At 73.8% G+C, this 1,200-nt stretch carries 1 protein-coding gene; it reads right to left on the bottom strand.

Annotated features, from left to right (window positions below):
* Positions 1-59: 59 nt before the first annotated feature.
* Positions 60-878 (bottom strand): DUF4191 domain-containing protein, encoded by an 819-nt coding sequence (locus tag MXD58_RS24980; RefSeq protein ID WP_248837182.1) that lies wholly within the window; start codon positions 876-878, stop codon positions 60-62.
* Between the last annotated feature and the right edge of the window lie 322 nt (positions 879-1,200).

Raw genomic sequence — 1,200 nt, 5'->3', positions numbered from 1 at the left:
GGCCGGATGCGTGGGCGAGGCGGATGGTGGGGCGGGGCCCTGCGAAGGGCGGCGCGCGCTCAGCGCAGGCGGCCGCCGCGGGGCACGTTGCGGGGGATCGGGCCCTTCGGGATCGGCAGGGCGGCGCCGCCGATGGCACGCAGCTTGCGGTCGAGCGTTTCGACCTCGCCCTTGCTCAACGCACGGCGCAGGCGCATCAGAGTCGGCTGCAGCTTCGGCAGCGGAGTCTCGCCCTCACCGGTGCCGATGATGATGTCGGTGACCGGTGCCTCGCCGACGACCCGGCGGATGCGGCGTTTCTCCGCGGCGAGCAGTTCCCGCGGACCTCGCCCGCGACCCTCGGCGATGATCACAACGCCGGCCCTGGAGACGACCCGGTGCACCACGTCCTGATTGCGATTCACGCCGACCACGGGGGTGATCCGCCAGTCGCCGCGCATCCGCTCGACGACACCGGCGGCCGCGCCCGGCTTGCCTTCCATCTCCGCGTAGGCGGTGCGCTGGACCCGCCGGCTGAACAGGTTCAGGGCGACGACGACACCCAGCAGGAGGGCGATCGGGATCCACAGGTACAGCGGGCCGACGACGATGCCGAGCACGACACCGATCACGAGCGGCCCGGCGAGGCCGGCGAGAGTGATCCAGAGGACCTGCGGGTCCCGCTGCCGGGTGATCTTGAAGACCGCCCAGAGCTGCGTGAGCCGGGCCTTGAACCCGGTCCCCTCGGCGGGGGTGCCACCACGGCCGTTCGCGGCCGCGCGGTTCGCGGCACCACCACCGGAGGCGCCGCCGCGGCCTGTCCCGATCTTCCCGGCCGCATTCGCCGGCGTGCTCTTCTCCGCGGCCGCGGGATCCCTCGGCTGCTTCCTCAGTGCCATGACCGCGAGCCTACGGCCTCGGCCCTGATCCCAGCAGCGGCATCCGCCACGATGGTGATCAAGTGGTGTTCGCGGTCAGGGAACGACGGCGAGGAAGGACGGCGTCCGAACCGGCGTCGCGGCGTTGCCCGAAGCGGGCGACGTCCCTCAGCTCGGTGCCGTCGCGACCCTGGGCAGCACCCTGGCGGCGCCTGGCCGCCCTGCTCTGCGGGCGAGCCGGACCGGCCCATTGACGGCGCACAGGGGTTCGGAGTTCGGCGCCGCGGCGCCGGCCTGGGCGGGCAGTTGACTGACCGCCGACGCGGGCGCGCCGGCCGAGCGG

The organism is Frankia sp. AgKG'84/4, from assembly GCF_023242965.2.
Taxonomy (GTDB): Bacteria; Actinomycetota; Actinomycetes; order Frankiales; family Frankiaceae; genus Frankia.
The sequence above is the reverse complement of the archived record's forward strand: the minus strand, read 5'-3'. Positions and strand labels throughout refer to the sequence as shown.

Coding starts and splice junctions, on each gene's coding strand:
- MXD58_RS24980 (WP_248837182.1), bottom strand. CDS start 878: ATGGCACTGAGGAAGCAGCCGAGGGATCCCGCGGCCGCGGAGAAGAGC.